Source organism: Planktosalinus lacus (assembly GCF_014640155.1).
In the GTDB taxonomy this organism is placed as follows: Bacteria; Bacteroidota; Bacteroidia; order Flavobacteriales; family Flavobacteriaceae; genus Planktosalinus; species Planktosalinus lacus.
Genome location: NZ_BMGK01000007.1, coordinates 11,938 through 32,509, shown reverse-complemented (window position 1 = coordinate 32,509; position 20,572 = coordinate 11,938). Strand labels below are relative to the sequence as shown.

At 37.7% G+C, this 20,572-nt stretch carries 18 protein-coding genes; 7 read left to right on the top strand and 11 right to left on the bottom strand.

Annotation, left to right across the window (positions count from 1 at the left end):
* The first annotated feature begins 12 nt into the window (after positions 1-12).
* On the top strand, positions 13-489 hold the full coding sequence (locus IEV69_RS09270; RefSeq protein ID WP_188441759.1) for a CBS domain-containing protein: 477 nt from the start codon (positions 13-15) through the stop codon (positions 487-489).
* A 7-nt stretch (positions 490-496) separates the two neighbouring features.
* On the opposite strand, the gene IEV69_RS09265 is transcribed toward IEV69_RS09270, so the two are convergent.
* Positions 497-1,318 carry a ZIP family metal transporter gene (locus IEV69_RS09265; protein WP_188441757.1) on the bottom strand — a complete coding sequence of 274 codons (822 nt, stop codon included), beginning with the start codon at positions 1,316-1,318 and terminating at the stop codon, positions 497-499.
* A 3-nt stretch (positions 1,319-1,321) separates the two neighbouring features.
* Positions 1,322-1,978, bottom strand: a complete 657-nt coding sequence (locus tag IEV69_RS09260) for a metal-dependent transcriptional regulator (protein ID WP_188441755.1) — start codon at positions 1,976-1,978, stop codon at positions 1,322-1,324.
* A gap of 106 nt (positions 1,979-2,084) precedes the next feature.
* Between IEV69_RS09260 and IEV69_RS09255 the strand changes: the two genes are divergently transcribed.
* Positions 2,085-4,337, top strand: coding sequence for a TonB-dependent receptor (locus IEV69_RS09255; protein WP_188441753.1), 2,253 nt, complete (start codon positions 2,085-2,087; stop codon positions 4,335-4,337).
* A 1-nt stretch (position 4,338) separates the two neighbouring features.
* On the opposite strand, the gene IEV69_RS09250 is transcribed toward IEV69_RS09255, so the two are convergent.
* Complete coding sequence (locus IEV69_RS09250; RefSeq protein ID WP_188441751.1) at positions 4,339-5,061, bottom strand: tellurite resistance TerB family protein; 723 nt, start codon at positions 5,059-5,061, stop codon at positions 4,339-4,341.
* 180 nt (positions 5,062-5,241) lie between these two features.
* On the opposite strand from IEV69_RS09250, the gene IEV69_RS09245 reads away from it, so the two are divergent.
* The 3 genes from IEV69_RS09245 (at position 5,242) to IEV69_RS09235 (ending at position 7,131) form a co-directional block, all read left to right on the top strand.
* Positions 5,242-5,652, top strand: a complete 411-nt coding sequence (locus tag IEV69_RS09245) for a BrxA/BrxB family bacilliredoxin (protein WP_188441749.1) — start codon at positions 5,242-5,244, stop codon at positions 5,650-5,652.
* A 66-nt stretch (positions 5,653-5,718) separates the two neighbouring features.
* Entirely contained in the window at positions 5,719-6,468 is a 750-nt protein-coding gene (locus tag IEV69_RS09240; protein ID WP_188441747.1) for a lysophospholipid acyltransferase family protein, read from the top strand.
* Positions 6,469-6,471: 3 nt separating this feature from the next.
* Positions 6,472-7,131 carry an HD domain-containing protein gene (locus IEV69_RS09235; RefSeq protein WP_188441745.1) on the top strand — a complete coding sequence of 220 codons (660 nt, stop codon included), beginning with the start codon at positions 6,472-6,474 and terminating at the stop codon, positions 7,129-7,131.
* On the opposite strand, the gene IEV69_RS09230 is transcribed toward IEV69_RS09235, so the two are convergent.
* The 8 genes from IEV69_RS09230 to IEV69_RS09195 all read right to left on the bottom strand — a co-directional run bounded on the left by IEV69_RS09230 (position 7,132) and on the right by IEV69_RS09195 (position 18,142).
* A complete protein-coding gene (locus IEV69_RS09230) occupies positions 7,132-10,473 on the bottom strand; it encodes a VCBS repeat-containing protein (RefSeq protein ID WP_188441744.1) in 3,342 nt (1,113 codons plus the stop codon).
* A 10-nt stretch (positions 10,474-10,483) separates the two neighbouring features.
* Complete coding sequence (locus tag IEV69_RS09225; RefSeq protein ID WP_188441742.1) at positions 10,484-11,797, bottom strand: vanadium-dependent haloperoxidase; 1,314 nt, start codon at positions 11,795-11,797, stop codon at positions 10,484-10,486.
* A 64-nt stretch (positions 11,798-11,861) separates the two neighbouring features.
* The gene (locus tag IEV69_RS09220; RefSeq protein WP_188441740.1) at positions 11,862-12,644 is read right to left on the bottom strand and encodes an enoyl-CoA hydratase/isomerase family protein; all 783 of its coding nucleotides are present in this window, start codon (positions 12,642-12,644) and stop codon (positions 11,862-11,864) included.
* Positions 12,645-12,662: 18 nt separating this feature from the next.
* Positions 12,663-14,117 carry a sensor histidine kinase gene (locus IEV69_RS09215; protein WP_229741414.1) on the bottom strand — a complete coding sequence of 485 codons (1,455 nt, stop codon included), beginning with the start codon at positions 14,115-14,117 and terminating at the stop codon, positions 12,663-12,665.
* Positions 14,118-14,173: 56 nt separating this feature from the next.
* Entirely contained in the window at positions 14,174-14,707 is a 534-nt protein-coding gene (locus IEV69_RS09210; protein ID WP_188441738.1) for a CopD family protein, read from the bottom strand.
* 44 nt (positions 14,708-14,751) lie between these two features.
* Positions 14,752-16,110: an MATE family efflux transporter gene (locus tag IEV69_RS09205; RefSeq protein WP_188441736.1), complete on the bottom strand. Its 1,359-nt coding sequence runs from the start codon at positions 16,108-16,110 to the stop codon at positions 14,752-14,754.
* A complete protein-coding gene (gene hemH / locus IEV69_RS09200) occupies positions 16,110-17,153 on the bottom strand; it encodes a ferrochelatase (protein ID WP_188441734.1) in 1,044 nt (347 codons plus the stop codon). Before hemH ends, IEV69_RS09205 begins: the two co-directional genes overlap by 1 nt.
* Before the next feature lie 92 nt (positions 17,154-17,245).
* Positions 17,246-18,142, bottom strand: a complete 897-nt coding sequence (locus tag IEV69_RS09195) for an AraC family transcriptional regulator (RefSeq protein WP_188441733.1) — start codon at positions 18,140-18,142, stop codon at positions 17,246-17,248.
* Positions 18,143-18,345: 203 nt separating this feature from the next.
* Here IEV69_RS09195 and hemA point away from each other — a divergent pair, with 203 nt between their 5' ends.
* Complete coding sequence (gene hemA, locus IEV69_RS09190; protein WP_188441730.1) at positions 18,346-19,611, top strand: glutamyl-tRNA reductase; 1,266 nt, start codon at positions 18,346-18,348, stop codon at positions 19,609-19,611.
* Positions 19,612-19,613: 2 nt separating this feature from the next.
* The gene (gene hemC, locus IEV69_RS09185) at positions 19,614-20,567 is read left to right on the top strand and encodes a hydroxymethylbilane synthase (protein WP_229741413.1); all 954 of its coding nucleotides are present in this window, start codon (positions 19,614-19,616) and stop codon (positions 20,565-20,567) included.
* The last annotated feature ends 5 nt before the right edge of the window (positions 20,568-20,572 follow it).

The window sequence follows — 20,572 nt, the reverse complement described above, 5'->3', positions numbered from 1 at the left end:
ATTTATTATAATATGGGTATCAAAAGCTTTCAGGGGAAATTTGAGAAACAGCCCAAGGTAATGGTTGAAAACATTCGGGTTTGTGATTTTATGTCAACTTCATTGACCACTTTCAAACCTGAACAAACCGTTCCTGAAGTAATTGAAATTTTAATTAGAAATAAAATTTCCGGGGGTCCTGTAGTAAACGATAAAAATGAACTTGTCGGTATAATTTCAGAAGGTGATTGTATCAAGCAATTATCAGATAGTCAATATTACAATATGCCCATTGAAAACATAAAAGTGGTAGATTGTATGATAGAAAATGTTGAAACCATTGATGGTAACATGACTATTTTTGATGCAGCCAAACAATTTCTCACAGCAAAACGCAGGCGCTTTCCTATTGTTGAGGATAAAAAATTGGTTGGTTTAATCAGTCAGAAAGACATTTTAAAGGCTTCGCTCAAAATGCAATCTCAAACCTGGGACAGGAACCGACAATAATTTATTTTTAACCAAGACCCACATCAAGAATCATCATAATGATAAATCCGCCTATAAAGCCCATAGTGGCAATGTCGGTAAATTTATCCTGTTGGGTTTCGGGAATTACTTCTTCCACAACTACAAAAATCATGGCTCCCGCTGCAAATGCAAGTGCATAGGGTAAAATAGGCTCAAAAGTCAACACTGCCCAAGCACCAATAACAGCAGCAACAGGTTCTACAATAGCTGAAGCCTGACCGTACATAAAACTCTTTTTCCGACTCATTCCGGCACGTCGCAAGGGCATAGCAACGGCAACACCTTCGGGTAAATTTTGCAATCCAATACCCATTGCCAGTGCCACTGCACCACCAATGGTAGCTCCATCCATACCCATGGCAACTCCACCAAATAAAACCCCCACGGCAAGCCCTTCAGGAATGTTGTGAAGGGTAATTGCTAATGTGAGTAAGGTGGTTTTATGCCAAGGGGTTTTGATTCCTTCCTTTTCACTTTCCTTAAAATTGATGTGTAAATGAGGTAATATTTTATCAAGCCCAAATAAAAAAGCTGCGCCTAAAAAGAAGCCCACTGCTGCAGGTATTACTTTTACAAACCCTTCACCCGGACTCATTTCAATGCCGGGTGCCAGCAGACTCCAAAAACTTGCAGCAACCATTACCCCTCCTGTAAAGCCCAGCATGCCATCCAAAGCAGCGCGGCTCATTGTTTTAAACAAAAAGACAACCGATGCACCTAAAGCGGTCAAGCCCCAGGTAAATAATGTTGCATAAAACGCTGCCAGAATTGGGTCTAATTGTTCAAAATATGCAATAATATCTTCCATATATTAATTTGTTTTTAAATATAAATTTGAAGCAATCATATGTGATATGGTCATGGATTCTTTTCCAATTTGTATGCGCATGGAATCGTCAAACTCCTCATGTTCCAATACTTTAATTTTCTTACCTAGTGCCACACCGTTTTTATCCAGAAATTTTAAAAAGGAAGAAGAGGTGTCTTTCACCCCCACACATACTCCTGACTCACCCACTTTTATCTCACTAAGCAATACTTTATCCCTTTCGGGAAACGTGCCGTCTTTTGAAGGAATGGGATCACCGTGAGGATCAAACTTTGGAAAATCAAGATGTTTATCGAGCTTTTCAATAAGAACATCAGATTCAATATGCTCCAGCTGCTCGGCAATCTCATGCACCTCATCCCAGCTAAAGTCAAGTTTTTCCACAAGAAATACTTCCCATAAGCGATGCTTTCTGATAATTTTTGCAGCCGTTTTTTTACCTTCATTCGTTAGCGTCACCCCCTGGTACTTGACATAATTTACCAGTTTTTTATCTGAAAGTTTTTTGAGCATGTCAGTAACCGAAGAGGCCTTGGTGTGCATTTGCTCAGCAATCGCATTTGTGGACACCCCATCTGAGGCAAAACGTTGAAGGTGAAAAATAGCTTTTAAATAGTTTTCTTCTGAATCACTAAACATAAACTGGTATTTAAAGAAACAAAAATACAAATTTATATGATATAAAATACATTTTTAGTCTTATCTAAATTTATTTTATACCTTTGTCGAATAATTATGCGAGATAATGAAAAAGTGTTTATTTATTTTAATGTTCATTGGTCAGGCAGTTGCAGCCCAGGAGACCAATGCAATCTCCGGAACTATACAAACACTTGAAGAGCCGTTACCTTTTGTCAATGTTTATATAGAGGGCACTTCAAAAGGCACAACTACAGACATAAACGGTGTGTACTCATTGACAGGTCTCTTACCAGGTACTTATACTGTGATAGCTTCGCATACAGGTTTTACTTCCCAAAAGGAAAAAATCACACTTACAGATGGTAATATTACCCTCGATTTTGTTTTAACTGAGAATGAATCTTTGGATGAGATCGTAATATCCGGCACACTGAAACCGGTAAACCGATTGGAGAGTTCAGTGCCCGTTGAAGTATATCGCCCTTCGTTTTTCAGAAAAAACCCCACGCCCAATGTTTTTGAGGCGTTGCAAAATGTAAACGGGGTTAGGCCCCAGCTTAATTGTAATGTTTGTAATACCGGTGACATCCATATCAATGGGCTCGAGGGTCCTTACACGCTGGTGATGATAGATGGCATGCCCATCGTGAGTGGTTTATCAACAGTTTACGGGCTTTCAGGAATACCAAATTCACTTATTGAGCAGGTGGAAATCGTCAAAGGACCTGCCTCATCTTTATATGGAAGTGAAGCCGTGGGTGGCCTGATCAATGTCATTACCAAACTGCCGGAACACGCACCCAAGTTTTCAGCAGATGTCAACAGTACTACCTGGGGCGAGATAAATACTGATCTTTCTTATCGGGTTGCGTTTGATGATAAAGCAACGATGCTGCTGGGGTTGAATTATTTCAATTACAGTAATCCCGTTGATAAGAACGGCGATAATTTCACAGATATGACCTTACAAGACCGCATTTCAGTCTTTCAAAAATGGGACATTAAACGGAAAGAAGACCGGAAACTTTCCTTAGCGGGACGCTTTTTTTATGAAGACCGCTGGGGTGGGGAAATGCAATGGAACCCTTCCTTTCGTGGCGGCGATGAGGTGTATGGCGAGAGCATTTATACCACCCGCTGGGAACTGCTTGGCAACTACCAGCTTCCCGTGAAAGAAAAAATGTTTTTTCAGTTTTCACTTACAGACCATGACCAAAACTCAGTGTATGGCGATGTAAAATTCCTTGCGCAACAGCGCATTGGTTTTGGTCAATTTATTTGGGACAAAAAGATAAACAATCATGATTTGCTTTTCGGAACAGCATTGCGCTATAACTACTACGATGACAATACTCCTGCTACGCCACAGGTTGATGAAAATGTAATTCCGTCTCTATTTGTACAGGATGAAATTACTTTTTCCAAAAAACACAAAGTGCTTCTTGGCGGAAGGTATGATTATGACCCACGACACGGAAATATCTTTACGCCCCGGGTCGCATACCGATATAAATCTGAGAAAGATGACTTGCTGCGCTTAAATGCCGGGACCGGTTTCAGGGTTGTGAATATTTTTACCGAAGAACACGCGGCACTTACCGGAGCTCGTGATGTCATCATTGCAGAAAACCTAAAACCGGAACGCTCATATAACATTAACTTCAATTACCTGAAAAAGCTCTATCAAAAAACAGGAAAAATCATTACCCTTGATGCTTCGGTCTGGTACACGCATTTTACCAATGTAATTTTGCCTGATTATGACACTAATCCCAATCAGATTATTTATAACAACCTTGACGGAAGTGCTTCATCAAAGGGGCTCAGTATTGGTCTGGATGCAGTTTTAGGAAGTGGATTTAAAGCTATGGTTGGGGCCACCTTTCAGGATGTGACCACCAAGGAAAACGATGAACGAACACAACAAATTTTAACCGAGCGTTTTATGGGTACCTGGGCCCTCAGTTATAAATTTTACAAGTTTAATACCTGGATTGATTATACCGGAAACATTTATGGACCCATGAGGCTTCCGCTTCTTGGGGAGTTGGATCCACGACCGGAATACAGTTCAACCTGGAGCATCCAAAACATACAAGTTACCTATGGCGGATTTGACAATTTTGAGATTTACGGCGGAGTAAAAAACCTTCTGAACTGGACGCCCACCAAGAATACCCCATTTTTAATTGCCCGGGCAGATGACCCATTTGATGAAGAGGTCACTTTTGACGATAGCGGAAATGCCGTTGCAACACCAAACAACCCTAATGCATTAACCTTTGACCCTTCCTATATGTACGCGCCAAACCAAGGAATTCGGGGATTCATGGGAATTCGATTTACGTTGAAATAATTTAGAAACCTTTCTCCTTCTGCAACTGCTCATAGGCTTCCTGGACTTTCCTGAATTTATCTTCAGCGCCTTTGCGGTAAGCTTCATCCATATGTTGCAGTTTATCAGGATGGTATTTTTTTGCCATCGTTCTGTAAGCAGCTTTGATTTCGGCCACGGTAGCTGTTTTTTCAATTTCCAGGATTTTATAGGCGCTGTCAGGGTTTTTAAAGAACATGGCTTTAATGCTTTCAAAATCTCTAAAACCAACTGCAAGTAAACCAGAAATTTCTTTAATTTTTTCAACTTCAAGTTTAGAAACGTGGCCATCAGCTTGTGCAATATTGAAAAGAAAATGAATGATTTGCAGGCGTGATTCATAACGCATTCTGGGGCGCAAGAAGTCACAAATCGGTTGGGGGGCAATTTCACGTTTTTTAACCACTTCATTGAATGTCCTGAAAGTGGCATTGGCCCGTTCTTTACCATATGCCTGAACAAAATAAGTCTGTACAAATTGCATTTCCTGCTGACTTACTTTTCCATCAGCTTTAATTACTAAAGAAGCAAGAGAGAGCAGATTTAACTCAAAATCTGCAGGTGTAACCCTGTTATTTTTTGAGGAGGTATACACCCTGGAGTTTTTCCCCAAGTTTTCTATGATGCTACCAATTATATAACCAATAATGGCACCTAAAAATCGAAAAAAAATAAAGCCTAAAAGGGCACCAAGCCAACGTATCAATCTACTGTATTTTATAGTTTTTTAAGAGCGGCAAAGATAAGCATTCAAACTGAGAGCTTTCCTAAGAATGTGTTCAAATTTAATTTAACGAAACCTTTAGAATATGTATCCAACTTTAGTAATGATAAAATACATTTTTTGTTACCTTTGCACTTTAGAATAATTTTAAATAAGAAACTTATGTACCCACCGGAATTAGTTAGGCCCATGCGAGAAGACCTTGTTACTGCAGGATTTTCAGAACTGCACACAGCTGAACAGGTTGAAGATGCTCTCAAAAATGAAGGTACTACACTAGTTGTAGTAAATTCAGTTTGTGGATGTGCTGCTGCCAATGCACGTCCCGGAGCTAAAATGTCACTTCAAAACGGGAAAAAACCCGATCAATTAGTAACTGTTTTTGCCGGGGTTGATCGTGAAGCTACAGATGCTGCCAGAGCACAAATGGTTCCATTTCCACCTAGCTCACCATCAATCGCACTTTTTAAAGACGGCGAATTGGTTCACATGTTAGAACGTCATCACATTGAAGGAAGACCAGCAGAATTAATTGCTGAAAATCTAATGGATGCCTACAATCAGCATTGTTAGGGAATTTCAAAATATTATACTATAAAAACCGTCACCAATTGGGGCGGTTTTTTTATTTTTGGAAGGATGAAGTCTTTTGTTTTAAAAATATTCAGTTACATTTTCTCAGTGCTATTCTATCTCATCTTTGGGGTACTATTGCTTTTGTTTGAAGTGATTCAGCGTATTTGCCTGAATGTATTTGGGTATACCGCTCATAAGAAAAGTGTGTCGCTTTTTAATTGGTTGGTGTTACGAAGTCTTCATGTTTTAGGAACAACATACACCATTCAAATGCCAAAAATATTGCCGGATCGTGAGCCTGTAATTATTGTTTCAAACCATCAAAGTATGTGGGACATTCCGCCCTTAATTTGGTTTTTAAGAAAGTTACACCCCAAGTTTATTTCCAAGAAAGAGCTTGGTAAGGGAATACCAACAATTTCATATAATTTGAAACATGGAGGTTCTGTTTTGATAGACCGGAAAAACCCAAAACAAGCTGCTGAAGAAATAAAAAAAATTGCACACTATATTTCTAAACATAACAGAAGCGTTGTCATTTTCCCAGAAGGAACACGCAGCAGAAATGGCACTCCAAAACCCTTTAAGCAAAAGGGTCTAAAAATACTCTTTGAACATGCGTCTGAGGCCTATGTGCTTCCTGTTTCCATAAGTGGCTCCTGGAAGCTTCAAAAGTATGGTGTTTTTCCTATTCCTTTAGGTGTTCATTTACAATTTCACATACAAGAGCCCCTAAAAGTTTCAGAATTTAATCATGAGGAATTGATCCATAAGCTGGAAAAACTAATAACTGAAAACGTAATATTAGAATAAGAATTGAGTCCAACTGAAAAGGAAATAATCAACAATACAAGAGATTATGTAAAACGATCACTATTAAATGCTGAAGCCGGACATGACTGGTTTCACATTGAGCGGGTTTACAAAAACAGTTTATTAATTGCATCCATTGAACCTTGTAATCTATTTGTGGTTTCTCTTGCAGCCTTGCTTCATGACATTGCAGACAGTAAATTTCACAAGGGTGATGAAACAGTGGGGCCAAAAATTGCCAATGAATTTCTCACAACTCAACAGGTTGATTCTGAAACGCTAAATCAAGTTGTAAAGATTATTGAAAACATTTCTTTTAAGGGTGGCCACACAGTCAAAAAGCATCATTCAATTGAACTTGATATCGTTCAGGATGCTGATCGACTTGATGCGATGGGTGCTATTGGAATAAGCAGGGCGTTTCACTATGGTGGTTATAAAAACAGGCTGCTTTATGACCCGGCAATAAAACCAAATGTCTCCATGAGTAAGGAGCAATATAAAAAATCAACCACCCCTACCATCAATCATTTTTATGAAAAATTACTACTTCTAAAAGGGCTAATGAATACAGAAACAGGAAAAAAACTTGCCACTAAAAGACACGACTTTATGCTTGACTTTTTAAATCAATTTTTTGCAGAGTGGAGTGGGGAAGTTTGATTATTTCAACTTCAATAAGCTGCTTTCATCATTGTTTCTAACAATCCAGTAGTATTGCTCACCTCCTATGGTTATTGGAGTAATATGCTGAACATTTCCAGGAATAACAAATCCGCTTTCAGCTGGAGGAACTACTTTGAAATTTAAATTGCCATCTCCTAATAAGAGTGCACCTATTGATGCATCATAGCGCCCAAATTCTGCATCAGTACCATAAAAATTGCCTCCCACAATTAAATCTTTATTTCCATCTTTATCAGCGTCGAGAGTTTGGGCAGAGTTCAAGACTGAAATTTGTGTATAGTCAGGAAGAGATGTAGCTGTAAAGCTGGTTCCGCTTGTGTTTTTAAAAAGAGTGTGTTTTAAGTTATTTGCTTTGAATATTGTTGCTCCCTGAAGCTCCTGGGGTGTAAATATCTCATTGATGGTCGCTTTGGCATAAGGCTCATACCTGGTAAAACGTTTTCTCAACATAATCATTTGTGATAACAGGCGATCTCTGTTTAACAACGGGTAACTTACTCCCCCATCATAATGGCATAAAACAGCATCAAGACTACCGTTATTATCAAAATCTTTGAAATATATTGAAACCGGTTCATTATCTGAAGCCTTTAATTGAGAATTCAATCCTAAGTTTCCTGCAATAATTTCAGGGTAATCGTCTCCATTTAAATCTTCAACGAGTAACGAATACCACCATCCTTTTTGGTTATCTAAACCATAAGAAATAGTTTGGTTTTTAAATGTTCCATTTTCAAATTCAAATACACTAACGGGCATCCATTCACCTGCTAAAATAAGTTCTTTAGTGCCGTTGTTATTCAAATCTTTAAAGGTCGCGTCTGTTATAAGTCCAATGTTTTTTAATCCTTCGGACCATTGGTCAGTAACATCCTTGAAAACTCCATTGTTGTTTTTTAAAAGATAGCTTTGTGGCACTTCAGGATATCTTCCTGGGGTTAACCTACTTCCCACAAATAAATCCAACTGTCCATCACCATCTATATCGTGGGCTTTTACAACACTTCCACTTTCGTAAAAATTAGGGAGCGCGTTTGTAGATTTTTTAAAATTTCCATTTCCATCATTGAGATACAGCCTGTCTTGATATAAGGGGTTGTTTGCAAGATGTTCATTTCCACCGCTTACAACATATAAGTCAAGGTTACCGTTGCCATTTGCATCAAACAATAAAGCGCTTACATCTTCATATTGACGGTCATTTTCAATATCAGAGTTTCTTTTTTTGACGAAATTTCCACTTGGGGTTTGAAGAAATATTTTAGCTTCAAAATCTTTTGCCCCACCCAAAAACATGTCTTGCAGTCCATCTCCATTTATATCTGCAACAGCAATTGCAGGACCTTCTTCACTGTACTTATGGTGCAATAAAGCCTCTCTTTTAAAATCTATATAATCATTTTCTACGTGATTGGTTTCATTCGGGAGTTTTTGAGATACATCTTCAAAATATTCATATTCATTTTTAGGAGTTTTATACTCTTTGGAAGCATTTTTTGTAATTGAAAGTATTTGGTTCAGTGTTGGGTTCTCTATAGTTTGCATTGTTTGGTCAGGCCAAATGACATCTAGTTTTGATACCGATAGACCTTCTTTAACCCCAAAGTGTAAGCGGTGTTGAGAGGAAGAAAGAAAACCTCTAGTGGGGTTGTATTGTTCTGTAATGACTGTGCCGTCAGAAAGATGTGCTTGTGCTTTGGTCCCTAATAAAATTTCATTAGGATTGTGCTCAAATGATAGGGAGAGAAAAGAGTTATTGTTTAGTGAAGCTCCGTTGTTTTTCATTATAAAAGGCTGCTCATTTATGTTGCTGACAACCAAATCTAAAAAGCCATCATTATTCAAATCGGCATAAGCTGATCCATTTGAGAAGGAAGGAGTTCCACTATCCCAGTTACTGGAATAATTATCAAACATGTTATTGCCTTGATTTTTAAAAATAAATGCCGGCACCGGTACGCTAGGTATTTCTTCTATCCACTCTGTTAAAGTAATTTCCTTAGCATTCAATTGTTTTTGAAGCCGGTCCATTTTAAATTTTGAATAATCATTGTGAGTGATATCTCTTACATAGCCATTAGTAATATGTATGTCTTTTAAGCCATCATTGTCATAATCTGCCAGAAGCACACTCCAGCTCCACTCTGTTAGTGCCACATCATTCATGTAAGCTATGTTTGAAAAGTTTCCGGTACAGGAGTTTATTTGTAAAGCATTGGAGGCAAATTGTGCTTTTAAATCATACCTCAGCATTTTCTCAAATTTGTCATAATTTTGAGATTGAGACATCATTTTCCTTCTGAAGTTATCACTGGGAAGCATATCAAGTGTCAACAGGTCAAAGCAACCGTTGTTATTGATGTCTGCATAATCTGAGCCCATTGACGAAAAGGAAGTTTGTCTGAAATAATCTTCCAATTGGTCTTCAAATGTGTTATTCCCTTGATTGATTAAAAGCTGGTCTGGTTTAATATAATCGTTTGCAACATAAATATCTGGTAATGCATCATTATTAAAATCGCCAATCACGGCACTTAATCCAAATGCATGATTTAAAACCCCCGCTTTTTTTGTAATGTCAGAAAATTTTCCATTCGTGTTTTTGTAGAGTCGATCAGAAACATAGTCATAAGTTGTTGGCGTGGCAAGAGCTAACTCACCATCTTTATTTTGTGTGATTTTTATTGCGTTTGCTTCACGCATATCGTTGGGGTGATTTACAAGGTAAACATCAAGGTTATTATCCCCATCCATGTCGAAAAAATAGGCTTGCATAGAATAGCTGGGGTCGTCTAATCCATATTCAGCAGCTCGCTCAGTAAAAGTTAAATCTCCGTTATTGATGTATAGCACATTTCTTCTAAGTTCTGGGTCTCCTATTGCGGATTTACAAACATAAATATCCAAAAAGCCATCATTGTTAATATCAACCATGGTAACACCGGTTTTAAAGCCTCTTCCGCCATGTGCACCTGAAGATTCAGTAATATCCTCAAATTTAAAATCCCCTCGATTTAAGTAAAGTTTATTGGGTGTCATATTGCCCGTAAAATAAATATCCTGTAACCCGTCATTATTTATGTCGCCAATAGCCAATCCTGCACCATTGTAAAGGGATTCATATAACAAGAAATTAAACCGTTCAGTTTCTGTAATTTTATTGTCAAAATTAATTCCGGTTTGACTGCTGTCGAGGTATTCAAAAAGCGCTTGAGGTTTTTCAGTAAGAGGTTCTTTCTTTTCTTCTTCCACTTTTTTTGTACAAGAAAACAAAAAAGCACTTAACATTATTAAAATGATAGATGTTTGCTTTAACATAAAGATGAATTTAATTCATAAGTTTTTTCAATACATTCTCTGCCACATAATATCCTTGTCTAGAACCTTCTTTAACACCCTGCATATAATGTATGCCTCCATAAAACCTACTAGAGTCAACTTGTTTTGCGGCTTCTTTAAACGAGTTAAATGTGCGACTTTTAAGACCATATCTCAGTTGGGTTTCGTCTCTAAATGAGTAGTTTTCACCAAAAATAGCAGTCAAAACACCTGCTGCTGAGGCAGAGGTAGCACTATGTCCACTAGTATATTCTGGAAAAGGAGGGGTTTGGATTATGGGAACCCATTCAGGATCAATATTCTCTTGAATAAATGTAACAGGTCTTACAAGGTCTAATTTGTATTTAAGATGCCAAGCATCTATCAAAGCATCAAACATAGAGATGGAAGTAAAGGTATAAGCTTGTGTTGTTTTGAGGTAAGATGCGTTTTCTTTTTTTGATACCTGATTAACAATATTGAGCCAGTGCCCTGGTGGGGTAAATTTTTGAATCACCATCATCATATGTCCTTTATGGACAGTGCCTATTGGATTACAATCCCAAAACCAAGCGGTATCTTCATAGTGTTGTGTGCTATTATTTACTTGATCATAAACTTCATATACCATTTTGTAGAAGTCTGAAGTTGGTTCTGTGCTGTATTCAGGAATTGGCTTGGGCGTAAACCCCCCAACGGTGTCCAGTAACAGCGGCCTGATTTTATCCCAATGAGGTTCAAGTCCTGACACATAATCAGGTGGGGTTTCGCGCCAATTGTGAGGTAATTTTGTACTTGTCCACTGATCAAAAGTTCTGGTTTCAATGTAGTTGTCGCTAGCTATCCACTTTGATAGTTGGTCTGTTATTAATTTAGCAACACTTTTTGAAGCATCAATCATTTCCTGAGGCATTTTTTTATTGATTGCTATTTTAGTTAATGAGTCTCTTAAGCTTTCAATATAATGTTCTGAGAAGACAACTTTTTGAGCAACATTGGTGAAAGCGTAAAGCGCACTTAATTCTGGATGAGCATCCTCTGTTGCCGGCTCATCAAGATTTTCTAAGTCATTGAGCTTTCCTGTCAAATCTACTAAGCTATCCTTATAGAAATAAGAAAGCGTGATATAATGTGCTATATGAGGGTAAACATACGCTCTGGAAGCCACTGGTGGACTTAGAGCATCTTCCATTACAGTTTCGAGCAGGACTGTATTTGCATGATTAAGTGTGCTAGAATCATAAGCACTTTCGGGGTTGAACTGATTTTTATTACAAGAAAAAACAACCAAACAAACTAAAAATAATCTAACTATTTGACGCATATAATTATAATTTTAAAGCGTAAATATAGTTAATTGTTTGTTAATTCCTAAAATTTCACCAAGATCATTTCCCGGGGAATTTAGCGGTGCGTTTTTCTAAAAATGCTGACGTTCCCTCTTTAAAATCGGCAGTGCCAAAACTATTTCCAAACTCTTCAATTTCAATAGCAAACCCATTTACACCATCCTTGTAATTGGCATTGACGGCTCTGATTGCTGAAGCGACCGCGACAGTCGAGTTTTTCAATATTTTTTCGGCTATTTTTTGTGCTAATGGCAACAATTCCTCTTGTGTAGTGACATGATTAACCAAGCCATAATTCAACGCCTGATTGGCATCAATCATTCCTCCGGTCAAAATTAATTCCATTGCACGTCCTTTACCTACAAGTTGAGGTAACCGTTGTGTGCCCCCATAACCGGGAATTACTCCCAGTGAGACTTCAGGCAATCCCATTTTGGCATTATCACTTGCGATTCTAAAGTGTGCAGACATTGCAAGCTCCAGGCCGCCACCAAGTGCAAAACCATTTATAGCTGCAATTACAGGTGTTGAAAGATTTGCTAAATAATTAAATAAAATTTCGTGTCCTTGAGATGAAAGCTTTTTTCCTTCCTTGACAGAATAGGATGAAAATTCACTGATATCTGCACCGGCTACAAAGGCTTTTTCTCCACTTCCGGTTAAAATGATGACTTTTATTTCTACATCATTATTTGCACTCTTCAATGCCGTATGCAGCTCTTTGATTGTCTCTGTATTTAGGGCATTCAACTTTGAGGGTCTGTTAACCGTAATTGTGGCTATATGATTGTTGGATTCTACTAAAAGATTTTCAAAAGTCATCTTATCGTTGTTTATAGATTAGCTGTTAAATTTAGGAAATTCTACACGAAAAACCGAACCTTTTCCAACTTCTGAATGTAAAGTTATTTTGCCTCCATAGTTTTCTATGATACTCTTCACCATGGCAAGACCAAGCCCCATACCACTACTTTTTGTTGTAAACTTGGGTTCAAAAATACGCTCTAAATTTTCGGTTGGAATTCCTATACCATTATCATATACTTCAATAACTGCTTTATTCTGAGCAGAAAAAACTGTAACTACCACTTTGGGTTCTTTGATTTCTTCTACCGATTGAATTGCATTTTTCACCAGATTAGTCACCACGCGAATCAATTGTGCCCTGTCAAGCTTTACAATTATTTTTTCTTCACTGGTATTAAACTCAATATAATCTTCATTAAAAATATCTAAGGCTAGTTTTGAAATTTTTATCAGGTTGAGTGTTTCATCTTTCTGAGCAGGCATATTTGCATAGGTTGAAAACGCTGAGGCTATGGAGCTCATGGTGTCAATCTGCTGAGTGAGTGTTTGAGCAAACTCTTTCACCTTTTTAGGGTTTTCTGGATCTAAATTATCAAATTTTCGCTCAAAACTTTGTACTGTAAGCCTCATTGGTGTAAGGGGATTTTTGATTTCGTGCGCTACTTGCTTGGCCATTTCACGCCAGGCACTTTCTCTTTCAGTAGCAGCAAGTGCGGCAGCACTTTTTTCAAGTTCGTCAATCATATCATTATAGGCGTTGACCAAAGTTGAAATCTCGTCGCTTACATTTTCAATTTGAATGCGTTTATTGACTGTTTCAAGTCGGGTTTTTTTAATTTTATCACTGATTGTATTGAGGGACTTTGTGATGTGTTTTGATAAAAAATAAGAAAGCACAATAGCTATTATCATCAGGAAAACATACACTTGTGCCAGTCTTATCAAAAAGTTTTTGAGTTCCCTTGTGATAAAGTTATCTTCTTCAATATAGGGTAAATTTAAAATTGCCAGAGGCTTGAAATAGTTGTCAGTGATATAAGAGTAAGAAGATCTGAATTTTTTATCTACCATTTTAAACCTAACGGTATGTTTTTTTGTTGGGGAGTTTTTTAATTGAATCATAATTTCTTTTGGAATCGAATCGGAAGGCTTTTCATAAAAAGAAACATTAGATGATTTTAATACATTTCCCTCAAGATCAAACAAGGATAATTGCATGTTGTGAATGTCTTGAATTTCATAAATTTTATCTTTAAAAATTAATGGAATATTTTCAGTGGTTACTTCATAGGAAGTTTTTCTGAGTTCATAATTGATGTTAGCTTTTATTTGATCTTCCTTTCGCTCCAGCCGATCTTTATGATATTCCAAGGCATCTTCGCTATACTGATAGATTGTTGCAGCAGCAATGAGAATTGTTGCTCCAAGCACCAGCAATATCATAGCCAAAAATATTTTGGTGCGTAATGATCGAATTCCTTTCAGCATATATAATAATTATAAGGTGATATTCATCAAAAAACAAGCCACTCCTGCAAATGGCTCTAGCGTTCTCTAATACGTTTATACGCCTTGAACCCCAACATAAGTAGTAGAGCCAGAGCAATTAAGCCAAGTGATCCGTAAAGCCAGTCCATTGAATATCTGAAATTCACCAAAAAAATAACGGCAAACAACACCAAAGTTGCTCCTTCATTGAATAGCCGCATATAATTTGAAGAATGCTTTACCACATCGTTTTGAAGTTGTTTGAAGTATTTATGACAAACAAGGTGGTACACTATTAAAAAAAGCACAAACCCCAATTTAACCTGCATCCAGGTATCTGTTAAAAGCACTGATCTTTGGGTAAGCATCCAGATTCCCAACAAAACTGCCAAAATCATTGATGGCCAGGTGATGATATACCAAAGCCTGTGAGTCATAATTTTGAATTGTTTTCCAAGAATTTCCTTTTCAGGCGATGGCTTGTGATGTGCTTCTATTTGATAAACAAACAACCGAACAACATAAAATAATCCTGCAAACCAGGTGATTACAAAAATGAGATGAAGGGCTTTCAGATAATTGTAAATCATAGCGCTCGATTTGAATTTCTATTCTTTAAAATTACAAATTCTATTTAAGTATGTGAAGACTTGATGAGATTTAACCTAATTTCTTTATTTAAAAAGTATGCTGTCACGAGTGTTGATAGCAAATCTGCGAGAGGAAAGGAAATCCACACGCCAATTTCGCCATAAAACTGCGGAAGTACCAAAACCAGCGGAATAAAGAAAAACCCCTGTCTAGTCAGAGTCAGCAACAATGCAGGAACTGCTTTTCCAATGGCCTGAAAATAAGCTGCTCCTATTAGCTGTACTGCAATAATAGGAATCATAGAAAACACCCATCTCATAGCATTGGGAGTGTCTTTTAATACCCGGGGATCATCTGTGAAAACTCTGACAATTTCTTCCGCAAAAAACATGATGAACCCAAACACAAAAAGTCCCAAAAAAGCGGCATACATTATCGCCTTGTTAATACTTTCCCTCACTCTTTGCTTGTTGTTTGCACCATAGTTATATCCTGCAATTGGCAAAAATCCCTGGGTAACACCCAAAACCGGGAACAAAGCAAACATCAACATTCTACCAATAATAGCATAAACCGCAACTGAAGATTCTCCTCCCAATTCAAACAAAATATTGTTCATAATGAGATAAGTAATACTTACTACCGCTTGACGCGAAAGTGTTACAAACCCCAAAGAAGCGATTTCCTTAACAATGGGGAAGTCGATTCCAAAATGGGAAAAATCGATCTTTAATTCTGAGTTTTTAGACAAGAAAAACCACAATACATAGGCAAAACACATTCCATAAGAGATTGTGGTTGCCCAGGCGGCACCGGCCATGCCCATATCAAAAACATAAATGAGAATATAATCTAAAACCAAATTACTTACAGACGGGATAATCATTGCATTCATCGCAAACTTAGGCTTGCCTTCAGCTCTGATTACGGTATTTCCCATCATACAGAGAGCGAGCAATGGCACTCCATACAACACGATGCGATAATAAATTTTGGCAGGCTCAAAAATGTTTCCTTTTCCGCCAAAGGCGGGAATTAAATCATTGATATAATACAGGCCAAAACTCACCAAAACAGTAGTCAATAAGATTGTAATGGTGATTTGATTTCCAAAGGTTTTTAGAGCTTTGGCTTTATCATTTGCGCCAAGTGCTCTTGAAATTATCGAGGATCCCCCTATTCCAATTGCCATCCCCAGTGCGGCGATGAAAAATGAAACGGGCAGTACCACATTGATAGCTGCAATGGCAATCGAGCCAATCCAGTTTCCGACAAAAATAGTATCCACAAGAATGTTGAGTGACATTACCAAGATCCCGATGGATGCAGGAACTGATTGTTGAATCAGCAATTTTCCAATAGGTTTTGAGCCAAGACTTTCTGAATGTGGTATTTTTCTCATTAAGCAATCGCTGTTTCTACCTCAACAATAGCCCAGCGATCTATCCAGCCACTCAGCACTCTCACCCAATCCTCTCGATCGTTCAGACAGGGAATGGTGGTAAATTCTTTTCCACCTACTTCGTGAAAGATTTCTTCTCCTTCCATAGCTATTTCTTCAAGGGTCTCTAAGCAATCGCTGACAAATGCCGGTGTGACGATTGCCATTTTATTAATGCCGGTTAGTCCTAGTTTCTCAATAGTTCTATCTGTGTAAGGTTGTAGCCACGGGTCAAATCCAAGTCGCGATTGAAATGAAGTGGAAAAAGTCCCTTCTTTTAATTGTAATTTTTCACCCACTAACCTGGTTACTTCATAACACTGATGACGGTAACAAAACTTGTGTGCAGGGGAATGAGTGATACAGCACTGACCATCAATTTTACAATGTGATTTGGTAATATCTCTCTTTTTAATATGCCTTTCCGGAACACCGTGATAACTGAAAAGCAGGTGCTCATAATCAAGCCCCTCTAGTTTTTCAGCGATGCTTTTAGAAAGCACTTCAATATATTCAGGTTTGTTATAAAAAGCAGGAAGCGAGTCAAAGGTCATTTCCGGAAAAAATTCCTGCCGCAATTCTTCTGCCAGAACCATAATGGTTTCTGTTGTTGCCATTGCAAACTGCGGGTATAGCGGCACGATTAATACTTCTGTAACACCTTTTTCTTTTAATTCCTGAAGCCCTTTTTTAATGGTCATACTTCCGTAGCGCATCGCCAAAGCAATAGGAATTCCTGTGTGGTCGTCAACTTTATCTCTCAATCGCTCAGAAAGAACAATGAGCGGTGATCCTTCTTCCCACCAAATTTTACTGTAAGCTTCTGCTGATTTTTTAGGACGGGTATTTAAAACAATCCCTCTTACTATAAATGAACGGAGCCAATAGGGTACATCAATAACCCTAGGGTCCATTAAAAACTCGTCAAGGTATTTTTTTACATCTTTAGGGTCGGTGCTGTCTGGTGAGCCAAGGTTAACGAGCAATGCGCCTTTTTTAGTCATAGCTTACTTATTTTTTACAAAAATACATTTTTAAAAATGCAGGGTTTACCGGTTTGTCTCATTTTTAAAAATTGAAACATAAATAAAATTGATTAAACAGGAGGTGATAAAGTGGAAAGATATTTTTTTGGTGTAGTGCCAAACTTCTTTTTAAAAGCAGCGATGAAATGACTTGATGTGCTGTAGCCCACTTTATGTCCCACTTCATTAACATTGTGAGAACCCCCTTCTAAAAGTTTTCGGGCATACTCCAGTTTATAGTCCAGCAAAAACCCAAATACTGTATCGCCATAAACTTCTTTAAATCCTTCTTTCAGTTTTTTAAGCGAAAGCCCAATTTCGTCAGCCAATTCTTGCAAGCCTGGTGGTTCTGCCATTTTGCTGATAATTATTTCTTTAGCTTTTCTGATTTTTCGAACGTTTTCTTCATCATTCAGAAATGGACATTGTTCAGTATCAACCTCATCGGGGCGATTAAAGTAAAGCGCTATAAGCTCGTACAGCTTCCCTTTTAAATAAATATGTTTGACAGATTTATTTAGATTAAAATTCAAAACTTGACTTAAAACTACAGCCATTGCGGGTGATATCTGTCCGTCCTGATAATACTTTTTGTCTTTGCTTTCTTCATTTAAAAAATCAACATAGGAAGCTTCTTCTGAAAATAAGGTATGAAATTTTTTAATGCTAACTAATACAGAAACAGTCCAGGACTTTGGAAAAACACTAATATTAATGGGCAATTCTCTTTGGGGGTTGTATAGCAATAATGACTTTTCTTCCAACAGAGGCAAGGAATAACGCCCCTCATTAAAAATAAAAGCTGCTTGCCCTTTCAAGCAAAAGTGAAATTGAATGTAATTACTATCTACCCGCTTTGTAATTTGCTGTTTTTCAGCAGTATCATTTTGCATATATAAAACAATAAACCCTTCCTCAAATGAAATTGTCTTAAGGGAACTTACAGCGTTATTTTCTTCAATAATCATAAATTGATTTTCACTTTATTTATTTAGAACCATTCTAAAGAAGGTGCTCCAAACACCCTTTATTTAGTACAAAAGTATGATAAATATCATTGTTTTTTACTTTTTAGGCTCATTTTAACTCATATCGACAAAAAAAGTACTTTTAGCGTTGTTTTTTATCTTCTTGTTCATTTACATTTGCACAGCTATTCCAAATTTGCTGAATGAATAATTTAAATAGTTTACACACTTCTTTTTATGCCATTGGCCTTAGTTACAAAAAGGCTGATGCTGAAATTCGTGGTAAATTTAGCCTTGATGATGCTGCAAAAGAAAGCATTTTAGCGAAGGCTAAAGAACAAGGTGTTGAGGCTTTATTAATCACCTCTACATGCAACCGAACCGAAATTTACGGTTTTGCTGCCCATCCCTATGTTTTAATCAAATTGCTTTGTGACAGCACCTCAGGAAGTGTTGAAGAGTTTGAAAAAGTGGCTTACGTCTACAAAAACAAAGAAGCTATTTCATTTATGTTTCAAGTGGGAACCGGTCTTGACAGTCAAATTTTAGGTGACTTTGAAATTATCAGTCAGCTGAAAGCCGCCTTTAAACGTTCCAAAAAACAAGGATTGACCAATCCTTTTTTAGAACGTCTTCTAAATTCCGTCATTCAGGCCAGCAAGCGCATCAAGAATGAAACCGAGCTTTCTTCCGGAGCTACTTCGGTAAGTTTTGCTTCAGTTCAATACATTTTAAACAATGTAGAAAATGTTTCCGATAAAAACATTTTGCTTTTCGGAACCGGAAAAATTGGTCGCAACACTTGCGAGAACTTAATAAAGCATACCAAAAACCCACATATCACCCTTATCAACCGAACCAAGGACAAAGCCGAAAAAATAGCAGGTAAGTTCAATCTGGTTGTGAAAGATTATGCCGATTTACAAGCTGAAATCAGAACCACAGATATACTGATTGTTGCAACCGGAGCCCAAAGACCAACCATTTCAAAGGAATTGATATATTCTGATAAGAAATTGTTGATTCTGGATTTATCTATTCCAAAAAACGTCTCAGACGATGTATCTGAACTCGAAAATGTTGAGCTCATCCATCTTGATTACCTTTCTAAAGTGACTGATGATACACTTGAACGCAGAAAAGCATTTATTCCTCAGGCTGAAGCCATCATTGAAGAAATCAAAAGAGGGTTTAATGCTTGGCAAGAGACAAGGAAGTTTGCGCCTACTATTAGCGCCTTAAAGAAAAAATTGAAAACCATTAAAGACGCTGAACTCGACTATCAACGTAAAAAAATCGAAAACTTTGATGAGTATCAGGCTGAAATTATCACCAGCCGAGTGATTCAAAAAATTACCACCCATTTTGCCAATCATCTTCGAAGTGCCAATGGCAGTACAAACGAAGCTATTGATTTAATCGAAAAAGTATTCCGACTGGAAGAAAAAACTTTTACCGAAAAAGAATAATCTTGGGAAATTCAGCTCACAACGAAGATATTCCCGCCAATACGGGAATTATTAGAATCGGAACCCGAGACAGTGAGCTTGCACTTTGGCAAGCCAATAAAGTGAAATCAGCACTTGAAAATTTAGGTTACAAAACCGAACTCGTTCCCGTAAAATCTGAAGGCGACCTCAACCTTGACCAGCCGCTTTATGAAATGGGTATTACCGGAATTTTTACCAAAACCCTGGATGTAGCTATGATTACCGGAAAGGTAGACATCGCCGTTCATTCTATGAAAGACGTGCCAACCACTTTACCTAAAGGCATTGTTGAAGCTGCCGTTTTGGAACGTGCATCAAACAAAGACATCCTTTTACATAAAGGAATCGAGTTTCTAAATGAAGAAAAAGGAACCATCGCTTCCGGAAGCTTACGCCGAAAAGCACAATGGCTCAATAAATACCCCAATCATCAAGTAGTGGATTTGCGTGGAAATGTCAACACACGCTTGCAAAAGTTAAAAGACAATAATTGGAATGGTGCCATTTTCGCCGAAGCCGGTCTGGAACGCATCAACCTGAAACCCAAAGATTTTTTACCACTTGAATGGATGTTGCCGGCACCCGCTCAAGGCGCTATGCTGGTGGTTGCGATGGAAAAAGATACTTTCATACGTGAAGCCTTATCCAAGCTTAACCACCGTGAAACTGAAATTTGTGTGCACATCGAACGTGAATTTCTAAAAGTTTTGGAAGGCGGTTGTACGGCTCCCATTGGTGCTTTGGCAACGATAAATGTTGATGAAATTCATTTTGAAGGTAACCTCTTAAGCCTTGACGGTATGCAAAAATATTCTGTGCAAAAAACGGCAAGTGTTAAGGAAAGTAATGGATTGGGTCAATTATGTGCGAAAGAGCTTTTGAATAATGGTGGAAGGGAATTGATGGAGGAGATTAAAGTAAAGCTTGCTAAATAAATCAA